Below are 9,793 nucleotides of genomic sequence, written 5' to 3' on the forward strand. Positions count from 1 at the left end.
GGGATGCTTCAGCGGGCAACTATGGCGATTTTAATTGGCCTTTCCCCTCGGTACATTTTTGCAGATGAGCCGACCTCCGCTTTGGATGAGGAAAACAAGGCGTATCTGATCCAGGTATTGATGCGGATGAAACAACCGGCAGCAATTCTGTTTGTGTCCCATGATGATGCAGCTATTCGCACTCTCTGTGATGATCTGCTTGTGATGCAGAGCGGAACCATTGTGGAATGTGGCACAACGGCAGACTTGTTTGCCGCCCCTCATAAGGAGTGGACAAAAGAGTTCGTGCGTCTGGCTATGGCTGAGGAAGGAGGTGGCTGGACATGGCAGAAATCCAAGTCCGAAATGTAAGCAAAGATTTTTTGGATGCCTCTGGCAAGCCTTTTCATGTGCTAAAGGACATTTCATTTACATGGAACAAAGGGGAAAATATTAGTTTCACCGGGGAAAGCGGCAGTGGGAAAAGCACAATGGCCCGCCTCTTGATTGGTTTGGAGCAACCCACCAGTGGAGAGATTTTGCTGGATGGCGAGAACATTGCCAAATGGAGTTATGGACAGTGGCGCAGCCATCGCACAAAGATACAGGCCGTTTTCCAGGATGCCACTGGCAGCCTGAACCGGAGGCTCTCCGTAGGGCATAATTTAGAGGAAGCATTACGCAATTTGACCAAGTTATCTTCCGGGGAGCGCAAACAGAGAATTTTAGAACTGATGGATTTGACGGCCACCAACAGAAAACTATTGGATACGCCAACCAAAAACCTATCCGGGGGTGAGCAGCGGCGCGTTGCACTGCTGCGGGCGCTGGCTGTGCGGCCCGACTATCTCATTCTGGATGAGTTAACCAGCGGACTTGATCTGATCTCTCAAAAGGCGATTCGGGAGGTTCTGGAGGCGTACCATCGGGAATACCGATGCAGCTATTTCCTTATCACCCATGATATGAACTTCGCTTATCGCCTGTCCCAGCGCATTTATGAGCTGGAAAGCGGACAGATCGTTAATATCGGTCGATCTAATATTGACATAAATTTACAAGACAAGAAAGGAAGTAAACCATGAAAAAATCAAAACTTGCTCGTCTCATTGCGGCCATTTGTTGTTTCGCCATGCTCCTTACTGCTTGCAGCAGTAACCAGACGCCTGCGGAGTCTGGCGGCGATGTATCAACTACGGCAGACTCTGAAAAGAAAGTGCTGACCTACGCTATCGGAGCAGAAACCACAGACCTCTCCACCCTCTACATGAACAACTCCCTGTGCTGCACATCCAAGTTGGTGTATGAGAATCTGGTGGACTTTGACAATGGTGAGATTGTCCCCGGCCTGGCAGAGAGCTGGGAGTATAACGATGACCAGACAGAGCTCACCTTCCATCTGCGGCAGGGAGTTACCTTCCACAATGGAGAGCCGTTTAACGCCGAGGCGGTCAAGACTAACTTGGAACATAAGCAGTCCAATCCGTCTTTCTACACGCTGAAGGGCATCACCGATATTACGGAAATGGAGATCGTCGATGACTACACCATCACACTCCACTATGACCACCCCTTCTATGCCTATCTGCAAGACTTCTGCTGGTCGGATGTGTGCCCCATGAGCGCGCCGGAGTTCATTATTCCAGATGATTTCCAGACCATTTCCGGTGTGGCTGGTACGGGTCCCTATATCTATGATGAGTATGTGGCTGGCGAGTACACCCGCTTTGTCCGCAACGAGGACTACTGGGGTGAAAAGCCCTATTGGGACGAGATCATCGTCAAGTACATTCCTGACTCCACCTCCCGCCTGCAGGCGCTCCAGACCGGCGAGATCGACATGATCTACGGTGCCAGTCTGCTGAGTTATGAGGAATACGACCAGGCCCTTGCCATGGACGGTATTGCTGGCCAGATGGCGGATAAGGACACCCGTGTGCAGATTATCACTACCAATGCCACCCGTCCCTATATGTCTGACCTCCGGGTGCGGCAGGCTGTGGCTTACGCCATTGATAAAGAAGAATTGTCCCAGGCTACTTCTAATGGTTATGAGCCTGCGGCAGATATGATTGTTACTCGTGATACGCCCTATGCCGATGTAGAATTGGAAACCACCTACGACTATAATCCCGATAAGGCGAATCAGCTTCTGGATGAGGCCGGTTGGGTCATGAATGAGAGCACCGGAATCCGTGAGAAGGATGGCGAGCCGCTGAATCTGCTGCTGACTTTGGAATCTGATTATAGTGCAACCAGTATGCCTACCGCCGAGGTCATCAAGAGCCAGCTCGCGGAGGTGGGGATTGATGTGACCATCTACGGCACCGAGCAGATGCAGTGGTACGCTGATTATCTGGAAGGTAAGTTCGATCTGACCCTGTGGCACAGTCAGTTTGCTTTTGCTTCCCCCCACTGCTGGTTTACCCCAATGGACAGCATGGTGCCTCAGACGCCCTCCCTGCCCGGCATTGAGGGCTCCGACGAATTCCTCGCCACCATCAAGGAACTGACGAACATGGTGGATGAGCAGGAGGTCCGTGACACCTATACCTACCTGTTCAACTTCGATATTGGAACGGCGCTGGATATTCCTCTGACCTACCAGAAGGATATGATTGTCTATAACACAGACAAGATTTCCGGCTATACCTTTACCGGAACCCCCTACTTCTTCGACATTCTTTCTCTGGAACCCGCTGAATAAGGAAGGTGTAAAATGAAGCTCCATGCGTCGGGAGAAGATTATCTGGAGGCTATCCTTGTCCTCTATAAGAAAACGGGCATGGTACGCTCCTTGGATGTTGCCCGGTACATGGAGGTTTCAAAACCCAGCGTATGTTACGCAGTAGGAACTTTGCGAGAGGGCGGTTTTTTGACAATGGATGAAAAGCATTATCTGCACCTGACAGAACTTGGCCGGGATATGGCTGAAAAAATTTACGAACGCCATTGTTTTTTTACTCATCAACTTATATCCGTTGGAGTTAATCCACAAATTGCAGAAGTTGATGCTTGTCGTATGGAACATGCAGTCAGTGATGAAAGTTTTCAAAAACTGAAAGAGCATGCGATGAGAGAGATTGCTTCACAAAAAATTGACAATATATTTGATGATTTTCCTGTGAAGAAGTAGAAAAGGTTGCTTTGCTAAAATAGATTAAATATGAAAGACACAAAATACAAGATATTAGCATATTTTGACAATCAATCATATCGAAAACTATTCAATGAGGTAAACTCAGATTATGCAGAAAATCTACAAATTTTACTGCATAATTTGAGTTTATTTTCTTATGATGTGCTTATAATAGGAGTGATCCTTTATAAAGAGAACATAAGTAATATTATATCTGCTATTAGAAAAATAACGCAGATACCAATTATTATTTTGGCGGATGCTTCTTCTTTATTGTGTATGTCATGGAAAAAAGAATCAATATACGCTGGTGCAGATTGTGTAATGGATATAAATAGCACTATAGAAGAAGTAGATCTGCAGATTTTTTCATTGGCACGACGAAACAATAAACAAAAAATAACTCAAAAGCAATCCGAAACGATGATTAATAAGGGAAAACTTGTAATGGATCATAAGAAACATAAAGTATTTTGGAATAGAGTAGCGTTACATTTAACACAACAAGAATATAATTTTTTATACTTATTAGCGGTGACACCGATGAGAGTATACACATTTGAACAGATTTACCAGCTTGTATGGAAAGATTATTCCGTTGGTGATATTAAAAATATCATTTGGTGTCTGGTAAAGCGATTGAGAAAAAAGCTAAATGCCGTTGAAGATGGTGCCGGGAATTGCATTGTCAGTGTGCGAGATATAGGCTACAAATTTGAATTGAATAAAGAAAACGAACAGCAGTAGTATCCGAAATACAGGTTAAAAATTTGAATTGAATAATGAAAACGAACAGCAGTAAGGCGAATAATCCGTAAAAAGGTTGTTCGTCTTATTTTATTTATTCTGGAAAGAAGGTGATAAAAACTGACCGTCAATTGACAGTTTTCTGACCGTTAGCTGACAGGTTCATCCGATACACTGTGCCTTTGTAAAAAGATGATTACAAAGGAGTTCCGTGTTTGCAGGGAGACAGCAGAGATGCCTGGCATTCCTGTAAACAGGAAGAACGAGCCAGATCACCGCCACACTCCGATTTGATTTCGCAAAAATTCAGATCGGAGGAAAAGATAAGTGGCTTACAATAAAGCAAAAGAAGAATATAGATGGAACCAGTGGAAAGCAGAGGAAGAGAAGATCCTGCGTGAGCAGGGGGTGGATGAAGAGGCGATCCAGAAGCTCCGGGAGTATGACTGGGACGATTTCAACGTCAGAGCGGAGATTCCGGGAACACCAGACCTCGCTTCTGGACTGCATGGAACTGCTCCTGGAAGAAAAAGAAACCAAAGAGTCCCAGCCGGAGAGCGTGGAAGCCCTGCTGGATACCGTGGAGAATGAAGCCCTGCTTCAGATTCTGTTATCGACCGACAAGAAAACCCTTCAGATGGTTGTCCTGAAGATGATGGGATATGCACCAAAAGAAATCAGCCATCACATGGAACTGCCGGAGCAGACGGTTTATACAAGACTGCGGAGATTAAGGGAAAAGATCAAAAAGTCTATGAAATTTGAATAAAACGAAAGGACCTCATCGGCTGACTATTAGAACGAACAGACAGGAGGATTGATACGATGGATGAAAAAGAAGTGTCCGAAATGCAGGAAGAAATGATGACGGTACCTGATAGTTGAGCCGATGAAAGCACCTTATGTCAAAAGCATCCCGAATGAGCTGGAGAATCTGCAGCAGGCAGTAGGCGGTGACATTGAAATGACCTATCCGTTTGAAGATGAAGTTGGAATCCTTTTAAACGGTAATGGAAAATTTGAGGGATTGCCACTGAATCGGGCGTTATATGATGACCACGGACAGATTTATGATGCCATAGCCGGAACTTTCCTTGTGGTAGGGCTGACAGAAGATGATTTTACTTCGCTGACACCGGAGCAGATTGAAAAGTTTAAAGAAAAATATCAGTCACCGGAAATTTTTACTCTGTTTAACGGAGAACTCCATGGTGATGAAGATGCCGCCGCAGGAACAAAAAGAACAGAAGAAAAGCCAGAAGAACGATGCACAGCAGAAGCATCCGGCAAAGAAGAAAAAAAGATCCGGGGGATGCAAGATAAAAAATTTTTCTGTAGGATGAATAAAAATATACACTGCTATCGGCTAGTAAGCAGAGGGACATCCCTCGGCTGTTCTTTGGCAAGTGAATATCGGCACTACAGGTACGTTCCCAACCGTAGAAGCGTGACAGCATGAGCGCCATGATTAAGTATAGGGTAAAGATTCTTAGACTTGGAGCGAGGAAGCATAGCTGTGAATAAGGCGGTGGCAGCCTTTCGCCAGGATCACGGACGGGGGATAATGATACACGTTACCAGCCAAAGAGCGGAAGATGGACTCCGGGTTGTAATCAGAAAGACCCTCAGGACATCTGTGAGAGGCGGCAGGCCAGCCGCCCGCCTGTAGTGTCCCCTTTCCCAGAAGAAAAGCAGGGATGGTTCCTGGGGGTGCGAGGTCAAATGCGGAACAACAAGATAAAATAACAGAAATCAATGAAGAAGTGTGTCGTTGATATCAGATACCATGCGGCTGTGGGAAACTACAGCCGTATTCCTGTGGTATTAACGTCACATCAAGGGGGAGAGAAAAGATGCAAGAAACAAAAAGAAGTGGAATGGGCAAGGATCAATTCTGGAATCTGATTGAAAAGGCAAAGGAAGTCTGTGGTACTGATCTGGATGCTTCAGCAGTATGGATTAAACAGCAGCTTTTCTATATGACACCGGAAGATGTCCTGGAATTCCACAATCTTGTTCCCAGTTACCGGGATGCGGCTTATAAGTACGGCTTATGGACAGCGGCAGGTATTCTGATGGAGACCGGGGTGCAGCGATGATGGATTTTCCGATTTTCGGATGTGGCTGATCGCCCAGGGAAAAGAAGTCTATCTGAATGCCTTAAAAGATCCGGATGCCCTTTCCGGTGTAACTCCGTGATGGATACTGCAGCTTTGAATCACTGGGATATATCTCATCGCAGGTCTACAGTGCCATGAAAGGAAAAAATATCTATCAGGACAGTACGGCAAAAATGCAGATGGAATGTTATGAACAGGTGGTAAGGGATATTGTGTATCATCCCATGATCGAATATCCGCTGGAATTACCGGAAGCAATGGTGGTTTATCCGAAACTCTGTGAATGCTATTTGTCCGAGCAGGTAAAGAAAGCTCCGCAGAAGGTAAGGACATGGAATGTTTGCCGGACAGATATCCGAAGGATGATGGCAAGAGGGAATGCTGCCGTAAAGAAGATGCAGGAGCAGGGACAAAAAGCACCGGAAGCGGTAAAGGCTGTCCGTAAGGGAATGGTAAGATAAGCCTTCCGGCAAGGAGAAGTAATGTGTTATAAAAACGAATATCAGAAAAGGGCGCATGGCGAAGTGGAACAGATCTTTCGGGAACTTCTCCCGGACAGCCGGGCTTCATGTAAGGGAAGAACAGATCCGTCTCTGCCATGAAATGCTCGGATACCCTTATGAAAAATGAGATTACGCTCTGTGATGCAGGAGTCGGCATCGGAAAGACCTATGCCTATCTGACAGCCTGCATCCTGATGCGGAAATATAGTGTACTGCATTCCGGTTATTCGGGATGTGACAGGCGGTCTGTGGTGGTATCTACTTCCAGCATCGCCTTACAGAAAGCCATCATAGAGGAATATGTTCCATTCTTATCGGACGTACTGTTAAGAGCAGATCTGCTTCAGGGAGAATTAAAAGCAGTCGTCCGCAAGGGAAAGGAACATTTTGTATGCGATTACAGGCTGGCCCAGAGATTAGAGGCAGTCCGGGACAAGAATAAAAATCAGGCACAGATGGAGGCTATCGCAAGTCCCTCCGTCACTGCTTTGATTTAGATTCCGTACATAACCTGAGCGGTTTTGACCGCAGGCTGGTGTGCGTACCAAAATTCTGCCCTAGGGAGTGTCCGGGGGAAAAGTAGAATGCCGTTATCAGAAGCATCTGGATAGTTCCAGGAAAGAGGACATTTTTTTACAGATCTGCAATCACAATTATCTTCTGGCAGATGCCATGCACCGGGCAAACGGGTACCGGCCGCTTCTGGCAGATTACCGGGCTCTGGTCGTGGATGAGGCCCATAAGCTCCCGGAAGCCGCCAGCCAGATGTATGGAAGAAGCATTGGAAGGGAAGATGTGCAGGAGATCGCTTATTTTTTAAGCAGGGAGCATAAAGGCACGGATGGGAAACGGCTGCAGGAATGGTTTGCTGCACTTCATACGGAAATCCGGAATCATCGGAAAGATGGCACAGAGGACATGGCTGGAAAAGAAAGTTTTTATTTCCCACCGGGGGCTGGAAGCCTTCTGGCCCAGATAAAGGAAAGGCTTCAGCTTATGATCAAAAGGCTTGCCGGGAACATTCCTTACTGGATCTTCCGGCGGCTGGAAGAGATGGACGAGCTGTTCGGCTGGTTTTTAAAGAACGACAAGCGATATATTTTGTTTTTACAGCAGGACAGCCGGGGACATTTAACCTTTATGGCAGTCAACCGGGAGATCCCGAAGTATCTGGATGCGACTTTATGGAGCCGGGGATTTCCGGCGATCTTAACCAGCGGCACCTTAAAAGCCGGGAACGGGTTTGCAAGAACCAGACAGATGACCGGGCTGGAAAAAGAAACGGGCGTCCGGGAGTGTGTGGCAGAATCCCCATTCTGTTACAAAGAGAACTGTCTGCTTTACATCCCGGAGCATTTAAGACCTATGAAAAAGGGAAGCAGGGAAGAGGCCGAGCAGCTTGCCGTGCAGATCCGTGATCTGGTGTGTTCCACTTACGGGCATACGCTGGTACTGTTCACATCTTATACCCTGATGGGAAATGTGCAGCAGCTTTTGCGGGATCAGATCCCGTTCCCGATGGTGCAGGTATGGAGAAACTCCCAGGAAGAGATTGCACGGTTTAAGAAGATGGAGAATGCAGTGCTGTTCGCAGCCGGCTCCTGCTGGGAAGGTGTGGACTTTCCGGGTGACATGGTATCGTCCCTGATTATCGTAAAACTACCGTTTTCTGTTCCGGACCCTATCCATGAAGCCCAGAGGGAGCAGTACCGATCGCTGAAATCCTACATCCAGACCATCGTGGTGCCAGATATGCAGAAGAAGTTGCGTCAGGGATTTGGCCGGGCAATCCGCACGGAGCAGGACACCTGCGTTGTGTCTATTTTAGATCACCGTGCCACGAAAAAAGGCAGGTATCGGAGTGATGTTCTGGAAGCACTGCCAAAGTGCCAGATGGCAGAACGGATCGAAGAAGTAGAAGATTTTATCCGAAGCCGGAAAGTGGAGCGTTACTACAGCTGAGAGCATCCGTGGCGTTGTTGGTTCTGCCCAGATCCGGGTAGCAGACAGGACAAAAAGTTTAGTGGTATTTCAGGGGCGGTTTGGAGCGAATTGGTAGTATTGGTGATAGCTTTATCGGCATGAGTTGGGTATACTGTGTATAGCGTTAGAGGAAAGGAAGTGAGCAGAAATGAGAAGATATGAGCTGGAAACAGAAAGAGAAGGCTCTGCAGTTTATTTCTTCATCAGAGATATAGAAACTTTGGACATTGTCCTGCTTCCTACCAAATATCTGATGCACAAGATACGGAGCAAATGTTCGCCGAATACGATACGGCGCTCCGCACTTTCCATCCTGTATTATCTGGAATACATCCATGAAAAAGAACAGGAATTGATAGATATATATCAAATGCCTTATGTCGAACAGACAGAACACTTTGTAAAGTTTTTATACTGGCTGAAAGCTGGGAAACATACGCAAGATGAAAATCACAGATCTCCGAACAATGGAACCTGCAACGCATACTTAAAAGATGTGTTCAGGTTCTATCTTTTTATAGAAGAAGAGTACCAGCAGTTCGGGGAACTGAAAGCACTGTCCTATAATTATTTTATGGCAGTCGATGCGGTAGGTGTAAAGAAAAGCATACGGTCAAGGAGCTTCAAAGGCTATTTAAAAGAGGAAGAGCATAAGGCAAGGGCAGCAAAGAAAGATGAAATTGTAGAAATCCTGAAAGCGTGTACCAATATAAGAGATCGGCTTCTCATGCTGCTTCTGGCAGAGACAGGCTACCGGATCGGTGAGATTTTGGGAATTGATTATAGTAAGGACATTGATTATCGGAACCACATAATCCGGGTATATTTCCGTGAGGACAATGAAAATGGAGCGAGAGCCAAGAATGCAGAATACCGAAGTGCGAAGATCAGCAAAGATACCTTCGATTTTTTAAATCTGTATATTGCAGAGTACCGAAAACTCCTTCAGCACCAGACAAGCCTGTTTGTGAATATTTCCGGGGATAACATCGGAAAACCAATGAACGTGGAAGCGGTATACTCTATGCTGAAGAGAATGGAAAAGAAAACCGGGATCAAGATCACGCCACACATGCTCCGGCATTACTTTGGAAATGAGCGGAGAAAAGCAGGATGGTCGCTGGAACTGATACAGTTAGCCTATGGACACCGCCACATCCAGACCACCATCAACTATTTGGACATTGTGGATGATGAACTGCTGGATGCCAGTCAGGAATTCTACGAGAAACATTCTTCCCTGTATGGGATTGAGGAACTGCTATAGGAGGTGGTTTTATGCCTGCGTTTTTACAGCCTTTTATAGAGGCGGAAAAGTATAA

At 46.4% G+C, this 9,793-nt stretch carries 12 protein-coding genes and 1 pseudogene; all 13 read left to right on the plus strand.

Annotated elements, in window-relative coordinates; translation table 11 throughout:
• A partial coding sequence (locus tag R1Y93_RS09790) for an ATP-binding cassette domain-containing protein (protein WP_500822656.1) occupies positions 1–351 on the plus strand: 351 nt, incomplete at its 5' end.
• Entirely contained in the window at positions 324–1,064 is a 741-nt protein-coding gene (locus R1Y93_RS09795) for an ABC transporter ATP-binding protein (RefSeq protein WP_500822657.1), read from the plus strand. The genes R1Y93_RS09790 and R1Y93_RS09795, both read left to right, overlap by 28 nt.
• Positions 1,061–2,686, plus strand: a complete 1,626-nt coding sequence (locus R1Y93_RS09800) for an ABC transporter substrate-binding protein (protein ID WP_500822658.1) — start codon at positions 1,061–1,063, stop codon at positions 2,684–2,686. Before R1Y93_RS09795 ends, R1Y93_RS09800 begins: the two co-directional genes overlap by 4 nt.
• Positions 2,687–2,698: 12 nt before the next feature.
• Positions 2,699–3,115 carry a metal-dependent transcriptional regulator gene (locus R1Y93_RS09805; RefSeq protein WP_500822659.1) on the plus strand — a complete coding sequence of 139 codons (417 nt, stop codon included), beginning with the start codon at positions 2,699–2,701 and terminating at the stop codon, positions 3,113–3,115.
• A gap of 30 nt (positions 3,116–3,145) precedes the next feature.
• Positions 3,146–3,865 (plus strand): winged helix-turn-helix transcriptional regulator, encoded by a 720-nt coding sequence (locus tag R1Y93_RS09810; protein WP_500822660.1) that lies wholly within the window; start codon positions 3,146–3,148, stop codon positions 3,863–3,865.
• A gap of 327 nt (positions 3,866–4,192) precedes the next feature.
• Positions 4,193–4,456, plus strand: coding sequence for a hypothetical protein (locus R1Y93_RS09815; protein WP_500822661.1), 264 nt, complete (start codon positions 4,193–4,195; stop codon positions 4,454–4,456).
• A complete protein-coding gene (locus R1Y93_RS09820) occupies positions 4,425–4,634 on the plus strand; it encodes an ECF-type sigma factor (RefSeq protein ID WP_500822662.1) in 210 nt (69 codons plus the stop codon). Before R1Y93_RS09815 ends, R1Y93_RS09820 begins: the two co-directional genes overlap by 32 nt.
• 120 nt (positions 4,635–4,754) lie before the next feature.
• On the plus strand, positions 4,755–5,324 hold the full coding sequence (locus R1Y93_RS09825; protein ID WP_500822663.1) for a DUF3846 domain-containing protein: 570 nt from the start codon (positions 4,755–4,757) through the stop codon (positions 5,322–5,324).
• Between the two features lie 394 nt (positions 5,325–5,718).
• Positions 5,719–5,964, plus strand: a complete 246-nt coding sequence (locus R1Y93_RS09830) for a DUF4240 domain-containing protein (RefSeq protein ID WP_500822664.1) — start codon at positions 5,719–5,721, stop codon at positions 5,962–5,964.
• Positions 5,965–5,983: 19 nt separating this feature from the next.
• The gene (locus R1Y93_RS09835) at positions 5,984–6,064 is read left to right on the plus strand and encodes a DUF4240 domain-containing protein (protein ID WP_500822666.1); all 81 of its coding nucleotides are present in this window, start codon (positions 5,984–5,986) and stop codon (positions 6,062–6,064) included.
• Positions 6,065–6,119: 55 nt separating this feature from the next.
• Positions 6,120–6,446, plus strand: a complete 327-nt coding sequence (locus tag R1Y93_RS09840) for a hypothetical protein (protein ID WP_500822665.1) — start codon at positions 6,120–6,122, stop codon at positions 6,444–6,446.
• Between the two features lie 21 nt (positions 6,447–6,467).
• Positions 6,468–8,450, plus strand: a pseudogene (locus R1Y93_RS09845) (ATP-dependent DNA helicase).
• 169 nt (positions 8,451–8,619) lie between these two features.
• Positions 8,620–9,738: a tyrosine-type recombinase/integrase gene (locus R1Y93_RS09850; protein WP_119298178.1), complete on the plus strand. Its 1,119-nt coding sequence runs from the start codon at positions 8,620–8,622 to the stop codon at positions 9,736–9,738.
• Positions 9,739–9,793: the final 55 nt, after the last annotated feature.

It is taken from the genome of Blautia sp. HA3515 (assembly GCF_059933065.1).

Coding starts and splice junctions, on each gene's coding strand:
- R1Y93_RS09825 (WP_500822663.1), top strand. CDS start 4,755: ATGAAAGCACCTTATGTCAAAAGCATCCCGAATGAGCTGGAGAATCTG.
- R1Y93_RS09840 (WP_500822665.1), top strand. CDS start 6,120: ATGAAAGGAAAAAATATCTATCAGGACAGTACGGCAAAAATGCAGATG.
- R1Y93_RS09835 (WP_500822666.1), top strand. CDS start 5,984: ATGTGGCTGATCGCCCAGGGAAAAGAAGTCTATCTGAATGCCTTAAAA.
- R1Y93_RS09810 (WP_500822660.1), top strand. CDS start 3,146: ATGAAAGACACAAAATACAAGATATTAGCATATTTTGACAATCAATCA.
- R1Y93_RS09800 (WP_500822658.1), top strand. CDS start 1,061: ATGAAAAAATCAAAACTTGCTCGTCTCATTGCGGCCATTTGTTGTTTC.
- R1Y93_RS09795 (WP_500822657.1), top strand. CDS start 324: ATGGCAGAAATCCAAGTCCGAAATGTAAGCAAAGATTTTTTGGATGCC.
- R1Y93_RS09850 (WP_119298178.1), top strand. CDS start 8,620: ATGAGAAGATATGAGCTGGAAACAGAAAGAGAAGGCTCTGCAGTTTAT.
- R1Y93_RS09805 (WP_500822659.1), top strand. CDS start 2,699: ATGAAGCTCCATGCGTCGGGAGAAGATTATCTGGAGGCTATCCTTGTC.
- R1Y93_RS09830 (WP_500822664.1), top strand. CDS start 5,719: ATGCAAGAAACAAAAAGAAGTGGAATGGGCAAGGATCAATTCTGGAAT.